Consider the following 25182-nt stretch of genomic DNA (forward strand, 5'->3'; position numbering starts at 1 on the left):
CAAAACGCAACGTTCTGACTCTTTACTCTATGAACGTTCAACAAAGCGCTTGACGAAGCGCAAATCTAAATTAAAAAGGAGAAATGAAAAATGGCTTATGAAAACGGTGGCACCTATTGGATTTGTCCGGTAGACAACACCGGGGTTGCACTGAGCGTGCGCGGTGACAGTCAGGTCTCGCAGAACCGCGACGTCTTCCTCTACAAGAAAGAAGATATCGGCGATCAGCTCTGGCGCGTGGATGTCGGCAACGGTTTTGCCCGGATCAAGAGCACACTGGACGACCGGTATGCGCTGAACATTTACCTTTCCACCGGCAATTGCGATATCCACACCTGGGCAGACAACCTCGAGGATTCCAAGATCAACTTCCGCACAATTGACGCGAGCAACAACATCTATCAAATTCAGAATTATCGCAACAACGCGGACAACAACCTTTATCTGACCGCCAGCAAAGCGGCCAGCGGCGGCTTGGTGACCTGGAACGCTTCGAACGGCAGTTCTCTCCAGAAGTGGAAGCTGATCAAGAAAACGGGCGGCGGCACTGGCACCGCGCATGAGATTTCTATGCCGGTGAATATCAACCAGAAATATATCGGCAACTCCACGTTCGTTCAAGCAACCGGGTGTGCCCTTTGTTGTGGGGTTGATATTGCTTCTAAGCTTCACAACACCACTTATTCCATTTCGGATTTCCGACTCGGTACAGATTATACAGAGTACTGGAAGAACGGCGACCCCATCGCCTCCTACAACTGGACCGGTCCCGGTGGTTTCGATATGACACCTACCGAAGATTATAGGGCGATTAGCGAGGCCGACACTATTGAACGAATCCGGGCAAAAGTCCGAAGCGGTATTCCGATTGCCTGCCACGCAGTCGGGTCTGGAGGTAAAGAACATTGGTTTGTTCCCTACAAACTGGACGGCAGCACGGGGAGCACGTGGGCCACTTGTGGCATTTGGGTTCTTGATCCGTATAACGGTGATAAAAACTCGTATAATGGTCGCAAGGTTCCAATCTGGACTGCTATGCATGACAGTGGGGTTACTCTTGGGATCAACAGGGCTAGAATCCCCAAATAACTGTACGTAATAAATCTAGCCTCGCTTAATCTTCCACACGCCACAATAAAACATATAAGCACAAGCCCTCGCGATATGTAGGAATATTACGTATCGCGGGGGTTGTATGTTGTCCGCTGAAAGCAACAGAAAACGGTGGAGAGAAAGATATTGATTAGGAGAAAAAGTAATGGTTGTCAGAATGAGAGAGTATCGCCGCCAGCAAAATAAATTGTCCGATGATCAATTCGTTCGATTTCCTTGTTCGACAAATCAATTTCGTAACACTGCGGAAAGGTGATGCTTAGATCCGTAGAGTCAAAGAATTGCCAAGTGAAATCTTCTGGGTTTCCTTCATATAAAATCTTGATGCCAATAATGCGTCCATCCGAAACCATTTCTCCTGATATTTGCCATAAACCGGGAGCAGCGAACCAACCAACGCCATCCTTACACAGGCTATTTCCCGTTTCATCGATAGAAAGATTCAACTCTGGGAAATCTTCCAGCGATTCATAATAGACAAAGTCATCATCCGATTCCGATGTTTCATTATTTGATGAGGCTGCTGTTGATTCGGCTGAATTTTCGTTCCTCTTTTCTGAACTGGATGCAGAAGAAGGTATTTTTTCATCACTGGAAGTACCGTCCGCTGAAGAGATGACTGACGATTCGGCCGGTACCTCTGTCGATTGCGTCACCTGCGGGGAAGTGGTTTGTACAGGCGTGGCTGGATCGCCGGAAGAAGGAGTTTCCTCCGTTTCCGGCTCGGACTGCACTGCAGTGTCGGACGATGTTCCCGGCGATGCCGGTGAGATTGTGATGGTACACCCGCTGAGCAGCGCAGCGCCCATCGCACAGGACAGCAGAACGCTGCCGATTTTGCGTTTCATGGGAAAATCCTCCTTTGTCTAGATATTGCAATAATAATCCTATAAAAATCATATCGGTTCCGGCTGATCACGTCAACCATGTGGCGGATTTGTGCTGATCTTAACTGTTATAGTGCAGTGTTTTTGTCTTTGCCCCAAGCCTCTTTGATTTTTTGAAGCGCTTTGATTTTGGTTTGGTTGATGGCTTGCCGGGTTTTGTGCTTTTGCCGTGCTACTTCGGCAACAGATTGCTGTTCAAAATAGATGGCATAAATGATAGCAAACTCGTATTCATTCAAAACCTTATGCAAATCTTGAAGCGTCAATTGGTCGTATTGGTCACATGTACTTGTCTTCTGCGCATACTCAATGGCTTGTGGAAGCGTTGCATCTTCCAGGTAAGAAGTGCCCCGTTCTTTTGCCTTTTGCTTTGATAGCACTATATATTCGTTTTTCACCGAATTGGCTATGTAACGAATGACGGTTACATCATCCGTTGAAGATAAGCGGCTCATGTCCCATGTTTTCAGCATCGAGAGCAAAAAGCATTGTAAGTCCTCAAAGCTGTCTTCCCTGTGCAGGAAAAACGCATATCGCTTGATGAGCGGTTTGAACTTTTCAACAAGCTCTAAGGCAGCGTTGGCATCACCATCTTGATAAGCAAGAATTTGTTTGTAAATCTCTGCAGGCATTTTTCTCTACTACCCCTTGGGGTAAAGAGAAAAACACTGCAGGTTTGTAAAGCACTCAAAAGGGAAAATTATTGATCAATGCAAAAGACCAATCGACATTTGCTGACTGGCATAACCAATCCATACAATTGCGCCATGGCAGAGCCGAAAGAACAATGTTATACCGTTCTTTCGCTTTCCGGGTACAGCAGATATCCCTTCTTATTCACCGTCTTAATGGCTTGTTGCAGCCCCAGTTTCTTACGCAGAGAGGCGATGTGAATATCCAAAGTTCTCGTGGCTGTGCCGGGCGGAAAATGCCATACCGCCGACAGAAGTTCGTTCCTTGACAAGATTCGCCCCTGATTGCGAAGCAGGTAGCATAACAGCCTGTATTCGATGGGTGTCAGATGGATCGGGAGGCCCTGGCGGCGCACCTGTCCCGTGGTACCGGACACCAGGAGCGGGCCGTATTGGATCGTATCTGTGTCAGGCATTCCAATCCATCCCCTTCATCTCATAAGCATCCCGCAGCCACCCGGACAAAAACGCGGCCGTCACGAGCGCCACCGCCAGCAGAAGCAGCGCGATCCAGCCATAGCTGTAGGGAAGCCCCTCCTCACCGCCATACCCTTGCGTCGTCAACAGCGCCGCCGCGTGGAACAGCGGCCAGAAACCGAGCCACTCGATGCCGCCCTCCATGCCCGACAGGCTGAGCAGCGCCGGCAGGCAGTACCCCACCGCGCTGACAAACAAGGCGGGCAGCAGGTTGCCGAAGGCCCGGCCCAGTGTGAGCGTGACCGCGCCCATGCACAGGCAGGCAGCCGCCCGGCAGAGGAACCAGAACAGCAGCACATCCGACAACGTCACAAATGCGGGCAGGCTCTCAAACTCTGAAATGCTCATCGCCGGGGCGAAGATAACGGGCAGGCCGTAGTCCCGCAGCACCTGGATCAGATGGGGCAGGCAGGATGCCGCCGCGATTGCCACAGCCACGCCCGCGCTGGCCGCAAGCTTGGCCCGCACCGTGCGCTTGCGGCCGAGCGGCGTTGTGCAGAGGATCGTCTCCATGCCGCCGCGCCGCTCCATCGAGAACAGCCCCGCAAAGCACAGCGCGCAGGCCAGCCCGGCCAACAGCGCGTCCTGCACGTCGGCCTGGCCGGTGAAGCCGAACAGCTCTTTATACCCGCTCTCGTAGACCAGCCACGCGCCGGGGCGCTCCTTCAGATAGTAATTGATGTTCTGGTTGATGACCCGGCTGTAGACGCTGTACTTTTGTTGCAGCGAGCTGAACGCCAACATTGCGTCGCTGGACAGTTCCCCGGCCGCCACCTTCCGCTGCACTTCGAGCATCGGGGCAAACTCCTCGCCCTGCTGCTCAAGCCAGTCGTAACTTTCCTGCGTGAACGGCCCGGAGATATGTTTCATGTAGTAGGCGTAGTAAATCTCATCCGGGCCGATGTAGCTCTCGGCGGTCACGCCCTGATAAATGCCAAACCCGACGAGCGCCGCCAGCACCAACGCCGCCCCGTTGAGCAACAGCAGCTTGCGCGACTCTTCCTTATAAATCGTAGTCGCGCGCGTCTTGTGTCGCAGCCCCAGCAGGAACCCGCGCTTTGACGCAGACAGCAGTTGCGCGCGCGCAAACACCCAGCAGAAGCCAAACCCCAGCGCCCCGCCGTAGACGACCGCCGCCGTCCACTCGACGAGCGGCAGGCCGATGGGCGAGCCGAACCAATAGAGGTTGCGGTAGTTGCCCAGCAGTTCGTTGGTTTGCAGCAGGCTGGCTAAATTGGCGTATTTAATCACATTCAGCCGGCTGGTGGCCGGGATGATTGCCCGGATGCCGAACATCACGAGCGGCCCGGCCAGGGCGGCAGCCCATCCGGCAGCCGCGCGCCGGGCAACCAGCGCCGCCAGCATGACCCACAGCCCCATGACGAACGCCCCGACCCACTTGGCCAGCAGAAACCGGAACAGATACTGCCCAACCGTGATCTGCATCGTGCAGCGCATGAGGGCGGGCACGCTCTGGATCGTGCGGGTCAGCGGGCCAAGGCCGAACGTCGCGGCGCAGTAGGCGAGGTTGACGCCGTACAAAAGTGCGAGCACAGCCAACAGCGACAAGGCAAACGCGCCGAGCTTGGCCAGCGCCGTTTGCAGCCGTCCGCCGGGCAGTGAACGCACAAGCGACAGCAAACCGCTGTCCCGCTCCTGCCGAACGAGCAGCAGCGCCAGCACGAGCATTGAGGCCAGCAAAATCAGGTCGGTGAAGGCATACGAAATCGCGGTGTACAGCCCCTTTTGCGGGTAGTAGTCAATGGTCGTCTCGCCCAGACCCGCATAGACGTTGGCCGTGACCTCGATGTTTTTTAAGTCATACCCGGTCTCATCATTCTGGAAAATCGAGATGCCCGCCAGCTGCCCGGCCTTGGTCTGCACGCTGTCGAGGAAGTCGCCGTACCCGGCCACCGTGTCGTACTCGCTGACCAGTTGGGAGAGCAGCGCGTAGTCCAGCGACAGGCTGTCGGTGTACAGCGTGTAGGTCTTGTCGAGGTAGGTCTGTTCCCAGGCGTCAAACAGGTCGGCGTTCTGCTCGCGGTAATACTGCAAGGTCACGCTGTTGCCGTAGGCGAGGTCGCGGTAGTAGTTTTCGAGGCGCAGCAGCGACTCGGTTTCGTCGAGTTTGCCGTGCAGAAAGTCGCCCTTGGCGGCCATGTCCGAACCCCGGGCAGACAAATCAGCCCCCACGGCGCGGTAGGCCGCGGCGGGGGGCTGGTTGGCGGTGGGGCGGGTGCCCATCCAGAGTAATAGAAGGTTGGCGGCCACGAGCACGGCCAGCATCATCGGGAACACCCGGTTGCCCCAGACCTTGCGCAGTTCGGCGGTGAGAAGGCTCATTTCCCGTCCCCCTCCCCGAATACCGCGAGGTACACGTCCTCGAGCCCATGGCCGGGGGCGTACTTGGCGATGAGGTCTGGCACCGGCGCGGCGTCGACGATCTGCCCGGCGCGCAGCAAAATCACCTCGGTGGCGACGGTCTCGACGTCGCTGACGACGTGGGTGGCGACGAGGATGATGCGGTCGGCGGCCATCTGGGCGAGCAGAGTGCGCAGGCGCACGCGCTCCTTGGGGTCAAGACCAGCGGTGGGTTCGTCCAGGATCAGCAGCTTGGGATCGCCGAGCAGCGCCGAGGCCAGCAGCAGCCGCTGCTTCATGCCGCCGGAGTAGGCGGACAGGCGCTTGTCCAGCTCGGCCGAGAGATTGACCGCCGCAGCCACCCGGTCGACCTCGGCCGGGACGGCCTTGCGGGGCAATTCTTTGAGCGCGGCCATGTAAGCGAGAAACCGGCGGCCGGTGTAGCTGTCGTAGAGCCCCTGCTGCTGGGGCATATACCCGAGGATGCGGCGGAAGCGGATGCCCCGCGCGGGCTTGCCGCACCAGAGCACCTCGCCCGAATCGGCCGCCAGCGTGCCGGTGATGATGCCGATCAGCGTGCTCTTGCCCGCGCCGTTCGGGCCAAGAAGGCCGTAGAGGCCGGGAGTGAGGGTGAGGGAGACGCCGGCGAGGGCACGCTTGGATTTGAGCTGGTGTCTGTGATTTCTCAAATTAGGGACAGAGACATATTGCTTATAGAGTGCGTTGACCGATAGGACAGGTATGGACGGGTTCATAGAAAATTCCCTCGTATGATATTTTAGGAATCTTTTTGAGTCATGTAGAATGGTGCCGCTTTGATTAAATTGATAAGCACAGAGAGATAAGATCTACTCTTGTCCTCTGCGCATTTTGTTTTTTTGCGGGTGATTGCTGGGCATTTTCGTACATAAGAGATTTAACTTGCAATTCCTGTGATATATTCAAAATTAGGTACAGAATGCAGGTAGTCTTCTTTAGTAATCAAGGCGTATACTGGTACCAAATTTACTAAAGTATCACCCTCTCTAGTCTCATCCCATTTTGCTCGAACGAGCAATTTGTCGTTCATTTCTGACAGAATTAGCACTACATTTGTGCTTCCTTCATAGTAAAGGGTCATAGGATAGTATTCTCCGGTAAAAGGGTTTACATTATACGAAGCAAACTCGTCATCTTCGGTTAATGTGATTCTATACCAGTTGTCCCAAAGATCATATACGTTGATTCGGGCAGAATCCATACCACTCTCTGCCAGTAAACTGGCTGTTTGGTAAGTAGAGCTTTCTCCACTGATTAAATCCTGAAACGTCATCGTACATGTCGCGGCATCTCTCGTATCAACTGTGACAAGGGTATGGTTGTATATAACAAAGTTTTCTTGCGAGCCGGCAAGCTGTGAGGCAATAGGATCATCCAAAACGTTAGTGTCAGTATGATATACCTGGCCAACATCTGTCATGTCACCAGTTTCTTCATCATTTATAAATAAAGAAAAGGTTAGAGTTTGGCCGAAGCCAGAGGCAATTTGCCCATCTGCACCTTCCGGAAATCGGCACAAACTTTCAAAGGAATTATTTTGAAGATCAAACCGGTAAAGTTCCAAATATGAAGATGACCCAGAATAAACGGTGACAAGAGCGTATATATACGAACTGTCTGTATAAAGTTGAGGCATAATCGACGTGTTGGCATCCAATTCAATCAAGGTCTCAGGTGAGCTTCCATCTAGTCCAGCCACAATAATGCGTGGTAGCGTATCAGCTCCCGCTTCAGTTTGTACCACAAACAAGCGTTCACCAATAACAGCAAAAACCGGCATCGAAACACCGTCAATCAGTGCGTATGCTGTACAGGATGAATCAGAATGCGTACATTCAGGACGATTGCATAGAGGAACCTGAGTCTTAGTTTCGTAATCAATATAGGTGACAATACTATATCCGTTGACATCTTCGACTGTATAAAACCCGGCCTCGTTGCCTGAATTCACCTGTACAATCTCACCGCCAACGGGAGGTACTTCCATCGATTCTTCTTCCCCAGTAGGCATAGTCGCCTCCGAAGAAGATAAAAGACTTTCCGAATTATCAGCTACGATTTTTGAGCTCTCACCGCAGCCGCTGAGAGAAATCAGAAATGACATTGTTACCAAAAATCCAACTATAGTTTTTTTCATACGATTCTCCTTTTACAGGCAATATAGAATAACAGTATGCTGGTGCATGAAAAAGGTTTATACTGTGCCTTTTCATGCACCAGCACTTCTATGTCGGGAATTTTTTCCCTCTTATAGATAACGCACTTAGATAACGCACTGCTGTTAGACAAGTTGCTGGGACCATTTCTGAATCGGAGTAGTAGAAAAATAGACCGGTGAGCCGGATGCAGTAGACTGACACGTTAGGTACAGGTATTTTTCCTGTAATTTCAAAGGTTGACCGTTACCGCTCGGAGCAAAGAGTGAATCTGTGTTAATTTCATAATTCTGAGCGGAAACTGGCCAAAGGAAAGCATTATTCCCGTTCAAAAACGCCGCATTGTCTTTGTTAATCATGTACCATTGTACACCAGTTCCCGAGCCAGTATAGTCGACTCGATTAACCCCATAATAATATCCACTACTAAGCCCGTTCTTGACGTATACACGCTTGAAATTTTGATCCTTTCCTGGCGCGGATGTGCGATAAAGACTAAGCCGACGCATGTAAAGATTCGCACCAATATTGCCAGTCAAGTTCAGGAAAGTTGCTCCATCGCCGACATGAAAGCGATAAAAGCGAGCGCTTTCGCTATATTCCCCTTCTGATCTGGCAAACGCCGGTACGGCCATCACAACCGCCATCATCAGAGCCAGACAAGCGGTCAGAATACGTTTGTTCAGGGTTTTCATCGTATTGTCCTCCTTTTCATAGGATTTTTTTGGTGTTTCCTCGGGGCGAACACCATCACCTGCGCGCCGGTGACGGCCGTTACAAGTCGTGGTCAGTTTCCGGGTTCGCTGACCCTTTCCTGTATGTGCACTATAGCATACTGCACACAACATTTCCACAAATCTGTCGTGAAAGCAAAAAATATGCCACAAACGCAAAAATCCCCGCTGCGGACGACTGATTCCGCAGCGGGGAACGGCTGTTTAATTATCTGTATCCGGCCAGTCAGCGGTAAAAATAAACCGGCCATCCTCGAACGAGAAGGTATATTCAGCATGGTACTTGTCCAGAATGTCCTCCACGTTGCTCAGGCCAAACCCGTGCAGCAGAGGGTCTGACTTGGTCGTAGCGATCTGCCCGCCTGTGATCTGGACCGGGCGGGTCGGATTAATGATGGAAATGGACAACAACCCTTGCCCATACAGGATCTGGACGCTGACCCAGCGCTCGGTTTCCGGCATCTGGACACAGGCTTCCATAGCGTTGTCAAGCAAATTGGTAAGTACGATGGTCACATCGACACGCGGCAGTTTCAACGCCGAAAGGTCATTCACTCGAAACCGCATGTCAATTCCTTGCCGCCGCCCGGCATAGCCTTTCTGGTTCAGAACGGCATCAATGGCTGCATTGTGCGTGTTGATTAGCAGGATGCGTTCGCTCTGACGGCTTTTCATTTCCGATAAAAATGCCTTTGCTTCTTCCAGATTTCCCTGTTCCAGAAGTCCTGACAGCGTGGCAAGCTGTGCACGGTAATCATGGGTCATTTTCCGTTGCCCTGCGTATGCCTGGCTCAATGCCTGTATATTTTCGTCCTGTACATGTGCGCGCTCCGCAGCGGCCACCATCTTTTCCCGGTTAACAGCGCTTTGCTCCAGATGATCGAGCAGAAGAAGGGCAACCACATCCACTACATCGAGGATCAGCAGGCAGATTTGCCATGTTTGCTGCTCGTTCGGGAATGTGTAGATCTGCCAAATAATTAGCAGCGTACTCAACGGGAAAACAACCGACAACGGTACCCAGGCGCGGGCCTGTTTGCCAACGGATAACGGCGGGTGGTATTTTCGAATTATCAGTGCAACTACAAGGAGCAAGGCCAGACGGAGAAGAAAGACCGATGAATAGAGCGGAATATTCCAGATATATTCCTCGTGTGACAAGTGAAAAAGCGACGTACAGAGGCTATTTGTCCAATAGGAGGCAGAATACAAGACTGCATAGGTCGTTACTATAACAAACAGGCAGCGGTCCCAACGGCTTTGGTATAGGGTGATACATAAAACATAATATAGTGTCACCTCAAACAAAATTTTGAGTGTATACCCATAACTACTACTAACAAATATTGAAAATACCGAGATAGCTAAAACTTCTATAGCGACAATAATCCAGTGAAGATTTCCACGATTTTTACGGGGAAAGAAAGAATCACACAGGGCAATCTGGACACCTAAAGAAACTATACTGCCAATCAGACTGAGTACATTTCCCCAAATTTCTACCATATCTGCTGCGTCTTCCAGTCAACAAATTTTCGCTGATTTTCGCGGTAATTGCGGGCGCTTGCCTTCAAACTTTTTCCCGTGGTCAAAAGTGCGCCGGTGCTTTGCAGCGATTGCAGGTACGCCATGTTGACCAGAAATCGCTTATGAATACGCAAAAAGCCTTGCGGAAACAGCAATTCTTCCAGTTGGGCCATTGTCATTCGCGTGTACAATTCTTTTTTTGACCAACCTGTCAGGTGCAGGAGTTGTTCGTGTCCCTGGCTTTCTACATAGATAAGCGCCTGTACTGGGACTGGCATGCTTTCTCCTTCACAAAAAATTTCGACCTTACGCTGGCGGGTACGGCAAACGACAAGGGCATCCGAAAAATAGCCGGGCAGCTTTCGATCCAGTTCTGCTTTAGGCAGATAGCGGAACGCATCTACCTCATACCCTTCGGGGGCGTACTCGCTGAAATTGGTCACCAGAATCAGCACCGCTTCGGCGTTATGCACCCGCATGGTACGGGCCAACTCGATCCCGTTTTTGTCTCCCAGATCAATATCGAGAAAAAGAATATCGAATTTTGTCAGTTCCCCGGCGCTCATGGCACTGACATCCGTCAGGCACTGCACATTCATCGACTTGGGCGAATAGGCCGGTAAGGCCAGTATTTTTTTCGCCATGTCCTGTGCGAAAACAGCGTCATCATCGCAGATCAAAATGTGTACCATACTTCCCCCTATGGTGGCATACTTCCCGGGAATGAGATGTCTCTGTGCTTTCAAAATAGTGAATCCCCCAGAATTTGTCAAGAGTGCAGACGCAATTTTCTTATTGTATAGCATAAATGTGTCCAAAAATCAAGTTATGGACAAATTTGTGTCCACCAGAATTGTAAACTATACCTAGGCGAGGAGGGGGGCACTTATGGTAGATGACTTTGGGGCGCGCATTGCAAAGCTGCGAAAAGCTCGAAAGCTTTCGCAAAGGGCGTTGGCTGACCGCGCCAAGGCCCTTGACCCCAATTTGCGCTTATCTCATTCGGCTCTGGGCAATTACGAAAGAAATGTAACTGTGCCGCGTCTTGCGGAGGCAGTGGCACTTGCAGATGTGCTGGATGTCTCGCTGGATTTTTTGCTGCGCGGGGAAACTTATCGCACCCTGCCGCTTAGAAATCTCACTGAGGAACAAATACAGTTGCTGTTAGATCTTTCCGCTTATTTTCGGCAGCAAAACACCTCAAACCAGGAGAAAAAAGGTTCGGAGCCTACTAAAGAGCAGGTGGCATTGTTTGCCCGGATGATGAAAGAAATCTTTGGTTAAGTCCTTGCTTGAGCGACAGCTTTTGCGTTCGTGCTATTATTTTTGCATTCGTGTCGATTTTTTCGCTATTTTGTTTTTGATTTGTTAAAATGACGGCATCAGGAGTTGATCCCTATGGATACTTTGGCAGCAAGAGTAACACGCTTCTTTCTGCAAAAGCATTACATTGAATCTGAACAGGCCGAATGGTTTCAATACGGCCTTACCCGCCGGATGATGGGGTGCCTTACTTTCCTTTTACTCCTCCCTGTCGGAGCCATTCTCGTCGGATGGATCGGCTCTTTCCTCTACCTGTACAGCTTTCGCTTTCTGCGAACACGGACCGGTGGTTACCACGCAAAAACGCCGCACGGCTGCCTGCTGACCTCGCTTGGTACCATGTTTGCGGTGCTGGCCTTGGCAAAAACTTTTCATTCGCCACTTCTCATAGGTGCTGTTTTGTTTGCCGCAGCCCTGTGTATTTTTGTACTGGCGCCCGCAAACAACGCTTCGCTTCACCTGACAGCCAATGAAATTGCCGCTATTCGGCCACTGGCCCGCCTTCGCCTTGCTTGCGTTGTCCTTATTAGTTGCTTGCTGTTATACATCTGTGAGCCACTGGCAAGTTGTATGGCGTTCTCGCTGTTGGCGGTTGCGGTCATGCTTATATTGACAAATTTGGGGCTTGGCGCGCAGTAATGCGCTTTGTAAGCATTTAACTATTTAGGAGGGAAACTGCCATGAAAACAAAAGAACCGTTTGCACAAAGTCTGATCCATAAGGCGGCCCAGGCGATCGTTCATCGGGAACTCTATGGTTGGCCGCCGGACAGCCCCTGGGGTGCTTACCAGCCCCACCGCCCCGAAAAAACTCTGCCCAAACCGCAGGAAAAGAAGTAAGAGCTGCTGTTAAAAGCGGTCTCGCCAATTCAGGCCCGCCGCATCGCGTATGCGGCGGGCTATTTGTTTGATTTTGGGTTTCCATACGTCCATTCATATGAACTTCTATACGGGGAGGAACCACAGTGGAATCTACCAAAGACCGCAAAAAAGCCTATGCAAGGGAGCCGTTACGCTCCATTTTGGCCGCTGTTGCCTCGGCAATCGTCACTTCTGTCCTGACGTTCCTTCTGACCAACGCCACTACAGAAAACACCATTGTAACAGAGATGTCCGAGTACTTTTCCTCTGTCGATAAAAGCATGAGCTTCAAACAGGCGCTCGCCACAGTTTATGAAGGCAACCAAGAACTGCAAAACCAAGTCCAGCAACTTCAACAAACAAACGGACAGTTAAACACACAGGTTGAAGCCGCGCCAGAGGTCACTTTCTTCAGCCCTTCACTGGTGCAAGACGGTCTGGAAATTGCAGGAAATCAGCAGAATGGAGTGGCGATGATTAATGGAAGAACGTATATTTCAGCGGAAGCGGCCGACCCGTTTCTGAATGGAACGATCACTTTTGACCAAGAGCAAAACATTTTGGCGGCTGGCAACACCGAAACAGTTGCTGTAACAAAAGAGGAGTTGCTCAATACCAATGTACTTTATGACGGTGATCGGTACAGTATTATCCCCAACAACGATACCGAAGTTCTTACTGTTGCGGGAAGCGAATATCGAAAAGGTATATTGCTTAATGAAAGCCAGTATTATGATTGTTATGTCCTACTCAATCTAAAAAATGATTATTCTACATTACAAATCGAAATTGGCCGCCTGGATGGAAGTGATAAAACAGATGCCGAGTTGGAAGTATATCTCGATGATGAGCTGAGCACGACCTATAGCATTTCGGCCAGCACACCAATACAAACTATTGAGATTCCTCTCAACTATGCCAACAGTATGAAGTTGCGAATAGTGGCGGATGGTACCGCAAAGTATTGCATCGTTAACCCCGTGTTGATTAAATAAAGGTATGCCCCAATAAAAGTTGCGCCCCATTCTTTTATACTGTTTTATACTACGCCTGCCGCATACACAATGCGGCAGGCTCTGTTTTTCTGTAGCACAATTTATTTCGTTAAATGTATCAAAAGTTGAAAGGTTTAGGCGATAAGATACCCTCATAGCAAAGCGGAGGGAGGGAAACACGGTGCAGCCGAATGAGCGGCGCAGAAAGATCATCGAGATACTGAATCTGCGCCGCCATGACACGATGCAGAATCTCGCCAACGAATTCGGCGTATCACGGCTCACGATTTATCGGGATCTTTTGATTTTGGAAGAGGACTATCCCCTCATCCGCGTTTCCGGCCGTGCGGGCGGCATTGCTTTCCCCGATGGGTATTGTGCAAATAAGCACTATCTGAGTTCCCGTCAAGCCGATGCCATCCGCAGAAATTTGGAAGTGATTCGACCAGAAGATCGAGCAATTTTTCAAAGCATCCTCGACGACTTTGCTATACCTGGGTAACACCAGCCTTCACCTTGACAACTTCATACCCAGCACGGCAGGTACGTTCCTGCCCCAGCGAGCGACGCGGGAGGGCGCGCCGGGACGTGCGGAGGCAACTTCGCACCGAGCGATTTGACCCGTCCCCCAAGCAGCCCCGGCGGGCTGCCTTGCCACGACCTGGGGCGGCCCACAATGATACGCCTGTTGCCCCGCACGTCAGACGGGGTGGCCGAGCCCCGGTTGCAATCCTTAGACCCCGGCAGAGCCAGTGAGCGGCCGTTTGCCAGCGGCCCGCCTGTCATGTTCCCGATGCCAGGGGTGCGAGCGGCAAATGTGGCATACATGTTATTACTTCTTTTTCTTCTTTTCTTTCTTTTCCGACTTCAACAACCCCATGTGTTGATGTCGAACCCGTGCGGCGCAGCGCAGCAAGCCGCTGCGCCGTATCATTTTGCCATCAACAAACCCTGTTGCGGGGAGGGATGCCCTATCTTTCAATCCGAACCCATCGGCTATGCCACGGCCCATCAGATGCTGGAAACCATCTTCCGCCAACAACTGCCCACCCACGGTATGGCGGTGCGGGAAGGGCAGATCAAGCTCTGCCACGCCATGCTCGACGCCTTATATAATAAGGATGTCACCCTTTGCGACGCGGGCGTTGGCCTCGGCAAGACTTATGCGTATCTGGTTGCCTGTCTGCTCTGGCAGAGCCAGCGGCCGCGGGCCTTGTGGCAGCCGGTCGTGATCTCCACGGCCAGTGTGGCTTTGCAGGAGGCGATCCTGCAAGAATACATTCCGTTTTTGTCGTCTGTATTATTACAATACGGATATTTAGACACACCAATCCAAGCTGTACTGCGCAAGGGCAAGGAGCGCTTTGTTTGTGATCTCCGCCTGCTGGAACGGCAGCGGCAGATGGCGCAGCGCGGCGAGCGGTTTGCCCGGCGGGCCGTAATTCTGCGGCAGGCGCTGGGCTGCCTTGATTTGGACAAGCTGCCCGGCCTGTCGGGCTTCGACCGACGGCAAATCTGCGTGCCCGAGCACTGCCCGCGGCTCTGCCCCGCGCGCAGCCGCTGCCGTTACCAGCGGTATCTGCGGGAATCGAACGGCCCGGCCGTTTCCATCCAGGTCTGCAACCACAATTACCTGCTGGCCGACGCCCTGCACCGGCAGAATGGCTGGAAGCCGCTGTTGCGCGATTACCAGGCCGCCGTGATCGACGAAGCCCACCGCCTGCCCGAAGCGGCGGAACAAATGCTGACCAAACAGCTTTCCATAAAAGGGCTGCGGCAACTGATTCACCGGCTGGAACAACAGCACCTGACCCGCGGCGCCCAGAAACTACGCGCTACGACCGAAATGTTGGCCGCAGCCTACCAGCCGCAAGCGCCGAATCGGGCACGGGCAGATCGGCAGGTTCCATATCAGACAACCCCAGAGCGCCAGGCGGCACTGGCTGCCTTGCAAACCTGCATTGGCGAGCTGTTGCGGCGATACCCAGCCCGAATACCGACCTCCCTGTGCCACCAGCTTCAGGACGCAAGCAAAACGGCCGCGCTGTTTGCCTGGCCGCAGGAAGATTGGATTGCCTATATCGAATATGGCACCGTATCAGATAAGCAAACCGATACAGAGTTTACCCTCTATGCGGTGCCCCGCGACCAACCCGGCTATTTGCGCGATATGCTGTGGCAGCGGGAGAAGCCCGCTATTTTGACTTCCGGCACCTTGGCCGCGGGGCACGACTTCACCCACGTCCGGCGGCGGCTGGGATTGCAAGGCGGCTTGGCCGTACAGAACGTACAGGTTGCCTCCCCCTTCGACTATGCGAAAGACTGCCTGCTTTTGTTTCCGCCGCGGCCGTCTGCTCACAAAGTGGACAGGCCCATTGAGAAAGAAACGCACTATGAGCGCCTGGCCCGACAAATCGAGCAGCTTGTGCGCACGGCCCGCGGCCATACGCTGGTGCTGTTCACCTCGTATGACCAGATGGGTCATGTGTACGAACAGTTGGAAGGAAAACTGCCGGTGCCGCTGTTCAAAGCCCCGCGCGGCGGGCAGTTGTTTGTGGAGCAGTTCAAACGCTGCGACAACGCCGTGCTGCTGGCGGGCGGCCCCTGTTGGGAGGGCGTGGACTTTCCCGGCGATATTGTTTCGCTGCTGGTGATCGTGCGGCTGCCCTTCCCCGTGCCGAACCCGGTACGGGAAGCCCGGCGGCAGCAATACCCTGATCTGCACAGTTACATCCAGGCCGAGATCGTGCCCGAGATGCAGCAGAAACTGCGGCAGGGCTTCGGCCGCGCCATCCGCACCGAGACCGACAGTTGCGCGGTCGCCATTCTTGACCTGCGGGCTGCCCCTGGCGGGCGGTATCACCGGGCGGTGCTGGAGGCACTGCCAGCCGGCATCCCGATTGCCACCAAAACAGAAGATATACAACCCTTTCTCCGGGCTCGCAAAGGCCCGGATTTCTTTTTGCCAGACTTTGAAAATGACCCGAACGAAAAACAGCAATAGGAGGTAACACCCATGCGCGCCATCTGCTTTATCCAGGAAACCAGAGACTCTGACCTGACCCTGCGCCAGCAGCAGCTCATCTGCCACCGTGCCCTGCGCAAACTGCTCTGGCCCTGCGAACTCGAGCTGTTTGCCCAGGCCGGTACCGAGGAACAGCCGCTCTCACTGCGCCCCGGCATGGTGGACCTGCTGCGGGCTGCCGCGGCGGGCGAGGTGGATGTTCTGGTCGTCACCGACATTCCCCACCTGCACTGCGGCCGCGCCGAGCTAGACGGCCTGCTCATGTCGCTGCTGCAATACGGCGTCCACACGTTTGGTGCGAACGACGGCCAGTGGATCGAGCCGGGTGGACGGCATTGGATGATATTGCCGGGGTATGACTGTGAGGAATAAGGCGGAGGTGCCAAAGTGGATCAGAAAACTTTAGAGAAAACGCTGTATCATCCCCGCGCCTGGGTCTATGTACGGGCTGCTGAATATGGCCCTGCACTGTCAGAGTTGTGCGCGTCGGCACGGTGTGCCGGGTATGTGCTGGCAGGCCAGAGCTATGATCTGCCACAGCGGTTGTTGGGGCGCCATTCGGGACGAAATGCCCTGCTGCGTGCTGTCCGGAAAGGGCTTATTGACGATGTATTCATTACGCGGCTTTCTCAACTCTCCAGAAAACGTGGTCGGCTGCGCCGCATTTTGTTACGGTTCCAACGCAAGGGCGTCCGCATCCACACAAACGAGATCGACCTGCGGTATGACCTGTACCGCCACGGGCTGGACAACGTCCTGGTAGGAGGCTTCTCCACTCATGACTAATGGCAATACAGCGTCTGCACTTATACAACACGAAATCCAATACGCCGCAGCGTTGGAAATTCTGCACAACCTTTTGGCGCAGCACCTGATCGACCAGGCCAACGCCCGGCGGGCTGCTGTTGCTCTTGCCGAAATCTTCGGCGTTTTGCGGCGGTCGATTTAGTGGTTCTCGTGAATGGATAAACCACCGCTCTTGTGGTAGTGTTGTCGTTGCCAAAGGTTGGTCGCCGTTACTGTCGGCAGCAGCAAAACCACAAAGGAGGAATCCCGTATGCCGCAAATTCAGGTCATCGCCCCGCTGCGGGCCAGAGAACCGGCCAAACTGCGGGTTTGCGCCTATGCCCGCGTCAGCAGCGATTCCGCCGATCAACTCAATTCCTTTGCCTCGCAGGTGCGGTATTACACCAACCTGATCGCCGGCAACGAGGATTGGACGCTGGTGGATATTTACGCCGACCGCGGCATCACCGGCACAAGCACAGCCAAACGAACCGAGTTCCAGCGCATGATGGAGGATTGCCGCAAAGGCAAGATCGACCGCATTCTGGTCAAATCGCTCTCCCGCTTTGCCCGCAACACCCAGGACTGTATCGCCGCCCTGCGGGAACTGCGCCAGCTTGGCGTGACGGTGGTGTTCGAGAAAGAACACATCAACACCGGCACAATGGCCAACGAGATGCTCATCAGCATGATGAGTGCCTTTGCGCAGGAAGAATCGGTTTCGATCTCCAAGAATATGCGTAAAGGAGCCGTCATGCGGATGCAGAACGGCACATTCCGTATCTCGATGCCGCCATACGGCTACAGGTATGATGCGTCGGGAATTCTTGCCATCGAGCCATCTGAAGCGGCCATCGTGCAGGAAATCTTTGCGGCGTTTCTGAGCGGCGCCAATCTAGCGAAAATTGCAGAGGCCATGCAGATGCGCGGCGTGCCGAAACTCCGGGGAGAGTGCAAGTGGAGCAAACACGGTATCCGATATATCCTGACGAATGAGCGGTATATGGGAGATCAGCGATTCCGTAAATCCTTTCGGACGGATACGCTTCCTTATAAAAAGGTAGACAATCGCGGCCAGATGCCACAGTTTTACATGGCAGGCACCCATCCGGCCATCATCGAGCAAGAGATATTTCAAAAGGCGCAAACCTTACTTGCACAACACGGCCAACAATTTGGGCATGATCCTGTCAAGCATGATTCGCCCTGGGCCGGTGTGTTGTACTGCGCTGTATGCGGAGCGCCACTCTATCACCGATTGATCAACGGTCGGGAATACTGGGGCTGTTCCCTGCATCTGAAAGACAGACAAAGCTGTACGCTTCCTGCTGTTGCAGAAACAGACCTTGCGGCTTGCTTTTATGCGATGCTTGAAAAGTTGCAACAAAACTCTTGCCGCATACTGGAAGATCATCTCGAAAGGCTGGAACAAATCCAAGAACGGCTGTTGGCATCTGCGCCTGGCAGAAGTCATCTTCAACAACAAATGGCCGATCTTCTATCGCAGAGTCACACACTCAGTCGCCTGTTGGCGAATGGCTGTGTCGACTCTGCCTTTTTTATTGCCCAGAACAATGGCATACAAAAGAAGCTGGCGGAAATAAAGGACAAGATACAGCAACAGCAGTGTGAAAACGACCTGGAAGAAGTGATCGACCGCACACGCGATTTGATTGCCTATATACAGGACATCCAACTGCCCCATGAAAACAATGTGCTGTTGGAGCCGGTCATCACAAAGGCGACAGTCAAAGAATCTGGCGTTGTTTTTACCCTCGTAAACGGTCTTGAATTTGAGGAACGGTGGTGGAAACGATGAAACAGCAAACAGAGAAGAACCGTAAACAACCGTTTGGATACGGTGTACAGGAGGGCTTGATTTGCTGCCTCCCCGCCGAGGCCGAAACGGTTCAAGAAATCTATCGCCTATATATAAAAGGTATATCCATTGTGCAAATCGCAAAGGCAATGACCGTGCGGGGTGTTCTCTACCGCCAGGATGTTCCAGATTGGAACAAAAACATGGTGGCTCGCATTTTGGACGATTCACGCTATACCGGGCAACCACCGTATCCTGCCATCCTCGAGCAGAACCTTTTCGATCAGGTTTATGGATTGAGACAAAAGAACAGGTCGCTTCAGCTTACCAATCAGAACATTCGCTGGATTCGGGCCAAAGTTTCCTGCGCCCAATGCGGAACGCGGCTTATACGGAAAACGGACAAACGCCATCGCGGGACGATATGGTGCTGCCCCCAGTGTGCCATGACGACACGTCCTGTACCGGACGATGAATTGGTCCAACTGATCACAAGCAAATTGGCCGCCGCTGCGGACGCGCTTGAACATTCGCGGTTGCCAGAACCCGGAAGCCCGATTACCCTGCAGGAGCTTTGCTTGCGGCGAGAGTTTGACCGGGCACTATATGCGCCGCAACCTGATGTGGAACAGTTGCTTGCGCTGTCGCAAAAAATCACTGCCGAAGCCTATCAGCGCAGCCAATGTTCAAGTATTTGGCTGACGGCTCAGATTCGCAATCGGCTGCTTGCTTGGCAGCCCGATATGCCGTTGAAGCAGGAAGTGTTTGAAGCCGTTGTTTCCAAAATACTGCTGACAGCCGAGGCCGGCATACAGATACAACTCACCAATCAGCAAATTCTATAAGAAGGTAGACCATGACGAATGCATCATCGCCCAAGAAAGCCGTTCGGGAAATCGCGGCTGATCCGCAGCTCACCTGCCGCAGCCGCAAACGCCTGCGCGTTGCCGCCTACTGTCGCGTCAGCACCGAGCAGGAAGAACAGGAGAGCAGCTTTGAGGGGCAGGTGACCTATTACACCAACCTGATCGAGAACAACCCCGAATGGGAGATGGCCGGTATTTTTGCCGACCACGGGATCAGCGGCATCAAGGATACCACGCGGCCGGGCTTTATGCAGATGATCGAAGCCTGCAAAAAACATAAAATCGACATGATTCTGACCAAATCGCTGAGCCGGTTTTCCCGTAATACGCTGGACAGCATCCGTTACATCCGGCTGCTGAAAAGCCTGGGCGTGGTCATCGAGTTCGAGAAAGAGGGCTTGAATACCGGCGACCTGGGCAGCGAGATCTACCTGACCTGGTTCTCGGCCTTTGCTCAGGCCGAGAGCGAATCGCTGAGCCAGAATGTCACGATGGGCAAACGCCGCCTGTTCAAAGAGGGAAAGTGCCCGTTCCAATACAAGCACTTTATCGGCTACCGGCGCGGTGCGGATGGGCAGCCGGAGATCGACCCCGAGGGGGCCAAAACGATCGAACATATTTTCTATGGCTTTCTGGCGGGCAAAACTCCGGCGCAGCTCAAGATCGAGCTGGAAGAGATGCACATTCTTTCGCCCAGCGGCAAGACAACCTGGTCAAAAGCCACAATCCAAAACATTCTGCGCAACGAAAAGTACGCCGGCGATGTACTGCTGCAAAAAACATTCACCGCGGACTTCCTGACCAAAAAGGTCAAAAAGAACCGCGGTGAAGTGACGCAGTATTATGTGACGGACAACCACCCGGCCATCATCCCACGCGAGATTTTCCAGCAGGTTCAACTGGAACTGGCCCGCCGGAGCAGCAGGCCAAAGGTTTCGCAGCGCAAAACCAAAACCGAGCGTGGTAAGTATACAAGCAAGTTTGCGCTCTCGGAACGCCTCGTCTGCGGCGAGTGCGGCTGTTTGTACCGCCGCACCCAATGGATCAAGCGCGACGGCACCAAGGAATACGTCTGGCGCTGTGTTAACCGGCTGGAGAACGGCAGAAAATATTGTAAAAATTCTCCCAGCCTGAAGGAACCGCAGTTGCAGGAGGCCATTATGGCTGCCATACGCGAGCAGTTTACAGACCGGGATAAAGTAAAAGAGGCTTTGAAGGATGTAGAGGAAAAGATCATCCTACACGGTGACAGCCAACAGGACGTAGCGCCGCTCCTCACCCACATCCAGGAAATCGATCAAGCCATGTCCAACTTGCTGCTGCTCGTCAGCCACAGTGCGGACAGCGGCATCTATGATGCAAAGTTTAAGGAGCTGACAAAAGAAAAGGCAGATTTACAGGCGCAGGTGGATACGGTGGAACAGGTGGCCCGGCAGGATCAGGACAGGCAGTGGGAACTGCAAGCGGTGCTGGATGCGATTGATCGGCAGCCGGTGGAGTTGGCGAGGTATGATGATGAGTTGGTGAGGAGGATTGTTGATCAAATTTTCGTTATGCTAGATGGAAATCTGGAGTTTCGATTCGGGTGCAGGAACTTTGACTGATATCTCGGTATTATAAGAAGCAGTATTAATGTTTACGGTTTTATAGAATCGAAGAATCGTGATTCGTTTACACCAAGTGAACAATTTGCATAAATTTTGGCAAGCTCAAAAGAAAACAATTGTGCGCTGTTGCTGCCGCTTCACTTGCATGAGAAGATCATAAAGAGTATAATACTAATATATCAATGATGAAAAGGGGGGGAGACACCGATGGATTCTACAACTCAACGATACATTGACAACTTGGCTGAAGCAATAGTCAAGGCTTACGATATCACGATTCCAATTCACGATATAGATGCCGTTGTCCAAAAAATGGGGGGCGTTGTCAAAGAGCAAAAAGGTTTAGATGATTTGTATGATGGCACCATTTGCAAAACGGGGCGTGATAGTTTTTCCATTGTTATTTCCCCTTTTCAAAGTCAGAAGCGAAAAGTGTTTACGGTTGCGCATGAGTTGGGACATTTGTTTTTACACATGGGATTTCAGATCGATCCTGTGGTATGGGAAAATCAGGATGACACAGTTTATCGTCGCTTTGGTTCATCTGAGCAAGAATACCAGGCCAACGAATTTGCAGCTGCTTTGCTTATGCCCCGGAAAGAGTACGTGAAAGTATTGAAAAACAATGTGAGAAACGGACGAGTTGACATTTCTGCGGTAGCTAGCTATTTTCATGTATCCAATGCCGCCGCAGGAAACAGAGGAAGATTTTTAGGGTACCTTATATGACAAATTCCTCCAACAGTAAGTCGCTAATAAACGAAATAACCGAAAACCAGATGGATATCCCTGACGCTGTAAAACAAGCCCAGCAACAGGGATATCCATTAAAAGTTGATACAAATGAATTACCACCATCGGTAAAACTATTTTTTTCGTTTGATATTGTTAATTCGACAGTGTATAAAACAAATACGGCCGAGTGGCCGGTCATTATTAAAGGCTTTTTGTCTTATATCCGTCGGTGTGTACAAAGGGAAAATGATTTAGAAGGCTCTTTCTTGTGGCGTGTAATTGGCGATGAGATGGTCTTTGTGTATCCGATATCATCTAAAGATGAATTATATCTAGCGGTAGACGCCATTTTTCGAATCACACAAAGAGTATCGCTATCTATTCATACGGGTAAATTCTTTGAAACCTTAGAAGAGCAAAGTCTCGAAAGGCGCGAGATAGCTGTCTTGAAAAATCAAGATGTTTTATCTGTAAAAGCAGCTGCATGGATAGCGGCTATCACTCAGAAGATTAGTACTCCTTATGATACAATTCAAATCGAATATCCAGCTGATGCCTCAAATATGCCTATTATAGAATATTTGGGAAGAGATATGGATATTGGGTTCAGGTTAAAAGCATATACGCAGCGAAGACGGTTAGTTGTTAGTTTTGAACTTGCCTATTTATTAAATGACTTTCTTAAGGATAGCACACTAAGTAACTGTCTTAATATTATTGGATATGAAAAACTTAAAGGGGTGTGGAATGATTCATTATATCCCATCATCTGGTATTACGATGATAACACTGTGAGCGAAGTTTGGAAATCACTTGGATTATCCGGGGTTGCACCAAAATTTAAAGATAGCTTTTACTATGATGAAATGGTTGGCAACGAGTTGGTACAGCATTTTTTGGCTCGAACTCGCTTTCCTTCCGATAATAAAGATTTAATAGAACCTGCAATGTATAAGATCGACAATGCATGTTCTAAAATATGTAACGATAAAAATTTACATGAAAAGCTGAAGTATTTGAAAGAAACTATGGAGAGCGGTCCCCGAGTCACAGATCGGAAGGATTATGCGTTTCCGCTGCAACTTCATTGCGCTGTGGTTTGTTGTGATACGCAAAGAAAAGCAATACTAATTGCTCGGAGAGGCAGTAATCATCTGTACGATTGTGAAAAATGGGATTTTGGTTGTGCAAAGGCAGATGGAAATCACAATCTTGTGGAAAGAATTAAAGAAGCTTATCGTAATTTTTTTGGCGTAGACATTGATTTGGTTATGGATACAGGCCGAAAAGATTCGCAGCCAATTCCTCTTGCTGTATATGAGATACCTGCCCAGAATGATCACGCAACAAAAAAAGGAATTATTTTCGTTGCAAAGGTGAAAAATCCAAGTATCATAACAAAGTATAGAGAAAACCCTGGACACAGTTCGGTTAAGTGGCTCACCGAAGATCGAGTTGCAACAATCAAGGCCAATGAAGCTATTACAGATTTTCACAACACCGTAAATAAGGTATTTAGTAAGTGGGTTGACTTTTTTGGAGGTGAGGCCAAACATGACAAATGAGCCATATATTGCGTTTTTTGAAAAGCAGCTAGATCGAGCAAACTATTGGCTAGCTTATGCTGAAGCTAAAAATGCAGCAATAATAGCATTAAATATTGCAATAGTCGCTGCATTTATATCTGCATCTTTTACATATAATTTGTATAGGGTAGCAGGGAGCCTCTTGTTTATAGCATCCGTTGTCTCGTTGATAAGTTTTTGGCCATTTCTGGCTAGTGTTATCATTCCTAGAAGAAAAAATAAACTGGCAGAAAATTATATTTATTTTGGAGACATTGCCCTAGTCGATAACAAGGAAAGCTATATTGATTTTATTGTGGATTCTTACTTTAGTGGGCGTCAGATTAAAGAGTGCGATCGAAAATTGGTTTCGGACTTTGCAAGTGAAATCATATACAATAGTCGCCTCGCAACGGGCAAGTTTTTCTTTTCACGAGTCGCGTTAATCTTAGACTTAATTGCTCTCCTTCTAGTTATTGTTCAGTTTCTCGTTTGTGCATGACTAATTCATTTGAATAAGCATCACCATTTTATCTGCCAGTTTGGATCGCGTACAGTTGTTATTGATATGCTTTTGACCAATGTGGTATATCGCATGATGCTACTATTTCAATATAAGAACCTCCATCAAAGAACGGATTTGCCTTGTACGATGTGTTTGCTCCCACTTAATTTCGAAAACACTATTTGGGAATCGTAGCGACCAACGTGATTTGAAAAAGAACTACTTTAAGCCGCTTTCCCAAAAAGAGTGGAGATAAAGCAAACCTTCGCCAGTAAAACTGGCCAACCAACACACCAAGCCGGTCAACCGAATGGTTGACCGGCTTTTTCGTTGCTTTCGAGTAATTTAATCGAGAATTATATTTGGAGTCAGTAAAAAAGTATTGTTACAGAAAAATTTAAAAATCACTTTTACTTTGCATGGAAGCCAAAGCTATTATGTGATAGACTTAAAGTATTAATTACGTATATGAAGAGTAAAGAATGATGTGACTTTTTTGTGTACTCATTGAGTTTCCGCCAATGTTAAAGTATCTATGCAAATTTTTGGAGGATTTAGCGATGGCTTTTGAGCGAGGAGGAAGAACAGATAAATTTGGAAATCGTTACGAAGACCGCTATGTGGTAAACCGCATGATTGCATTGCTCAGAGAACAGATTTCCAGTATCATAATCGAGCCAGTTGGTGAAGACGAAAGTGGCGTTGATCTCCTTATTGACAAAGGAAACGGTATACAGGAATTTCAACAGTGTAAGTCCAGAAACGACGATTCGGACAGTTGGACCCTTGCAAGTTTAGCAAAGCACAAGATTTTTGCTCATATTCGAGAGCACGTCAAATCAAAAAATGAGTTTTATGTTTGGGTATCTCCACTTACCTTTATAGGGCTTTCAGATTTATGTACTGCTGCAAGAAATTCTCCTTCAGCAGACATTTTCTATAACTCTCAGCTGTCACTTGAGAGGAAGGGCCTTTTCGACCAGATTCGGAAAGGCTTCGGACTGTCGGAAAGTGAAGATGGTATATCCCATTTTGTGGGTGGATGCTCTGTACGAAAAAGTTCGTATAGACGGCAGAATTGTAAGTATGGCGATACTGGTGGTCTGTGGT

General features: G+C 50.7%; 24 protein-coding genes and 1 pseudogene. 16 read left to right on the forward strand and 9 right to left on the reverse strand.

Going from position 1 to position 25182, the window contains the following annotated elements:
* Nucleotides 1–90: 90 nt before the first annotated feature.
* Nucleotides 91–1089, forward strand: a complete 999-nt coding sequence (locus tag H6B15_RS05740) for an RICIN domain-containing protein (protein ID WP_204646999.1) — start codon at nt 91–93, stop codon at nt 1087–1089.
* A gap of 176 nt (nt 1090–1265) precedes the next feature.
* Here the strand turns inward: H6B15_RS05740 and H6B15_RS05745 are convergent, their stop codons facing one another.
* The 9 genes from H6B15_RS05745 to H6B15_RS05785 all read right to left on the reverse strand — a co-directional run bounded on the left by H6B15_RS05745 (nt 1266) and on the right by H6B15_RS05785 (nt 10678).
* The gene (locus H6B15_RS05745; protein WP_204647000.1) at nt 1266–1961 is read right to left on the reverse strand and encodes a hypothetical protein; all 696 of its coding nucleotides are present in this window, start codon (nt 1959–1961) and stop codon (nt 1266–1268) included.
* Nucleotides 1962–2068: 107 nt separating this feature from the next.
* Nucleotides 2069–2632: an RNA polymerase sigma factor gene (locus H6B15_RS05750; RefSeq protein WP_204647001.1), complete on the reverse strand. Its 564-nt coding sequence runs from the start codon at nt 2630–2632 to the stop codon at nt 2069–2071.
* Nucleotides 2633–2790: 158 nt separating this feature from the next.
* Nucleotides 2791–3108: a winged helix-turn-helix domain-containing protein gene (locus H6B15_RS05755; RefSeq protein ID WP_204647002.1), complete on the reverse strand. Its 318-nt coding sequence runs from the start codon at nt 3106–3108 to the stop codon at nt 2791–2793.
* Nucleotides 3101–5512 (reverse strand): hypothetical protein, encoded by a 2412-nt coding sequence (locus H6B15_RS05760; protein WP_204647004.1) that lies wholly within the window; start codon nt 5510–5512, stop codon nt 3101–3103. Before H6B15_RS05760 ends, H6B15_RS05755 begins: the two co-directional genes overlap by 8 nt.
* A complete protein-coding gene (locus H6B15_RS05765) occupies nt 5509–6285 on the reverse strand; it encodes an ATP-binding cassette domain-containing protein (protein ID WP_204647006.1) in 777 nt (258 codons plus the stop codon). Before H6B15_RS05765 ends, H6B15_RS05760 begins: the two co-directional genes overlap by 4 nt.
* Nucleotides 6286–6446: 161 nt before the next feature.
* Nucleotides 6447–7706 (reverse strand): hypothetical protein, encoded by a 1260-nt coding sequence (locus H6B15_RS05770; protein WP_204647008.1) that lies wholly within the window; start codon nt 7704–7706, stop codon nt 6447–6449.
* 144 nt (nt 7707–7850) lie between these two features.
* Nucleotides 7851–8420: a hypothetical protein gene (locus H6B15_RS05775; RefSeq protein WP_204647010.1), complete on the reverse strand. Its 570-nt coding sequence runs from the start codon at nt 8418–8420 to the stop codon at nt 7851–7853.
* A gap of 243 nt (nt 8421–8663) precedes the next feature.
* Nucleotides 8664–9965, reverse strand: coding sequence for a sensor histidine kinase (locus tag H6B15_RS05780; protein WP_204647012.1), 1302 nt, complete (start codon nt 9963–9965; stop codon nt 8664–8666).
* Nucleotides 9959–10678, reverse strand: coding sequence for a LytR/AlgR family response regulator transcription factor (locus H6B15_RS05785; RefSeq protein WP_204647015.1), 720 nt, complete (start codon nt 10676–10678; stop codon nt 9959–9961). Before H6B15_RS05785 ends, H6B15_RS05780 begins: the two co-directional genes overlap by 7 nt.
* 196 nt (nt 10679–10874) lie before the next feature.
* Here H6B15_RS05785 and H6B15_RS05790 point away from each other — a divergent pair, with 196 nt between their 5' ends.
* The 15 genes and pseudogenes from H6B15_RS05790 to H6B15_RS15485 form a co-directional block, all read left to right on the forward strand.
* The gene (locus H6B15_RS05790) at nt 10875–11270 is read left to right on the forward strand and encodes a helix-turn-helix domain-containing protein (protein WP_204647017.1); all 396 of its coding nucleotides are present in this window, start codon (nt 10875–10877) and stop codon (nt 11268–11270) included.
* Nucleotides 11271–11384: 114 nt separating this feature from the next.
* Complete coding sequence (locus tag H6B15_RS05795) at nt 11385–11948, forward strand: accessory gene regulator B family protein (RefSeq protein WP_204647018.1); 564 nt, start codon at nt 11385–11387, stop codon at nt 11946–11948.
* Between the two features lie 41 nt (nt 11949–11989).
* On the forward strand, nt 11990–12148 hold the full coding sequence (locus H6B15_RS05800; RefSeq protein WP_204647019.1) for a hypothetical protein: 159 nt from the start codon (nt 11990–11992) through the stop codon (nt 12146–12148).
* Nucleotides 12149–12273: 125 nt separating this feature from the next.
* The gene (locus H6B15_RS15780) at nt 12274–13164 is read left to right on the forward strand and encodes an NPCBM/NEW2 domain-containing protein (protein ID WP_204647020.1); all 891 of its coding nucleotides are present in this window, start codon (nt 12274–12276) and stop codon (nt 13162–13164) included.
* A gap of 181 nt (nt 13165–13345) precedes the next feature.
* Entirely contained in the window at nt 13346–13666 is a 321-nt protein-coding gene (locus tag H6B15_RS05810; RefSeq protein ID WP_204647021.1) for a DeoR family transcriptional regulator, read from the forward strand.
* A 324-nt stretch (nt 13667–13990) separates the two neighbouring features.
* On the forward strand, nt 13991–16168 hold the full coding sequence (locus H6B15_RS05815; protein ID WP_243424299.1) for an ATP-dependent DNA helicase: 2178 nt from the start codon (nt 13991–13993) through the stop codon (nt 16166–16168).
* A gap of 12 nt (nt 16169–16180) precedes the next feature.
* On the forward strand, nt 16181–16561 hold the full coding sequence (locus H6B15_RS05820) for a hypothetical protein (protein WP_204647022.1): 381 nt from the start codon (nt 16181–16183) through the stop codon (nt 16559–16561).
* Nucleotides 16562–16967: 406 nt separating this feature from the next.
* Nucleotides 16968–17138, forward strand: coding sequence for a hypothetical protein (locus H6B15_RS05825; protein ID WP_204647023.1), 171 nt, complete (start codon nt 16968–16970; stop codon nt 17136–17138).
* A 108-nt stretch (nt 17139–17246) separates the two neighbouring features.
* On the forward strand, nt 17247–18794 hold the full coding sequence (locus H6B15_RS05830) for a recombinase family protein (RefSeq protein WP_204647024.1): 1548 nt from the start codon (nt 17247–17249) through the stop codon (nt 18792–18794).
* Nucleotides 18791–19639 carry a recombinase family protein gene (locus tag H6B15_RS05835; RefSeq protein ID WP_204647025.1) on the forward strand — a complete coding sequence of 283 codons (849 nt, stop codon included), beginning with the start codon at nt 18791–18793 and terminating at the stop codon, nt 19637–19639. The genes H6B15_RS05830 and H6B15_RS05835 overlap by 4 nt, the downstream gene beginning before the upstream one ends.
* An 11-nt stretch (nt 19640–19650) precedes the next feature.
* Entirely contained in the window at nt 19651–21264 is a 1614-nt protein-coding gene (locus tag H6B15_RS05840; RefSeq protein ID WP_204647027.1) for a recombinase family protein, read from the forward strand.
* A gap of 210 nt (nt 21265–21474) precedes the next feature.
* The gene (locus tag H6B15_RS05845; RefSeq protein WP_204647029.1) at nt 21475–21996 is read left to right on the forward strand and encodes an ImmA/IrrE family metallo-endopeptidase; all 522 of its coding nucleotides are present in this window, start codon (nt 21475–21477) and stop codon (nt 21994–21996) included.
* Nucleotides 21997–22046: 50 nt separating this feature from the next.
* A complete protein-coding gene (locus H6B15_RS05850) occupies nt 22047–23567 on the forward strand; it encodes a hypothetical protein (protein ID WP_204647031.1) in 1521 nt (506 codons plus the stop codon).
* Nucleotides 23557–24069, forward strand: coding sequence for a hypothetical protein (locus H6B15_RS05855; RefSeq protein ID WP_204647033.1), 513 nt, complete (start codon nt 23557–23559; stop codon nt 24067–24069). The genes H6B15_RS05850 and H6B15_RS05855 overlap by 11 nt, the downstream gene beginning before the upstream one ends.
* A 1008-nt stretch (nt 24070–25077) precedes the next feature.
* A pseudogene (locus H6B15_RS15485) lies at nt 25078–25182 on the forward strand (transposase); the annotation flags it as partial.

Origin of the sequence: Gemmiger formicilis, from assembly GCF_016900095.1 — a bacterium.
Classification (GTDB): domain Bacteria; phylum Bacillota; class Clostridia; order Oscillospirales; family Ruminococcaceae; genus Gemmiger; species Gemmiger formicilis_A.